This window comes from Treponema sp. R6D11, assembly GCF_054786075.1.
In genome coordinates this window covers 1-226 of the sequence record NZ_BDHD01001516.1, presented here as the reverse complement: position 1 = coordinate 226, position 226 = coordinate 1, and the positions used below count along the sequence as shown (strand labels likewise).

Annotated in this window: 1 protein-coding gene; it reads right to left on the bottom strand. The window is 39.8% G+C overall.

The genetic code is table 11. The features are described 5' to 3' along the window. Nucleotides 1–43: 43 nt before the first annotated feature. The coding region (locus ACYVTD_RS19235; protein ID WP_461249174.1) for a hypothetical protein at nucleotides 44–226 on the bottom strand (183 nt) is incomplete at its 5' end.

The following is a 226-nucleotide window of genomic DNA, read 5'->3' as shown; positions in this document are numbered from 1 at the left end:
CGACCATATCGGGTTTTTCTTCACAGATAATATTCCGCTCTTCTCAAATGCTTTCGCGTGAAACATGCGCTGTCCCTATCAGTTTAAATTCATTTCCATTAAACAAAACTATCTTTGTATTATCGCTTAGTAGCATCTTTGGCGGGTTTACCGGCATATTTGTTCCGTTGCCGCCTGTCAGAATTAGACCTTTTCCTCGTTCTTCTTTTAATGAAAAATCAAGCCC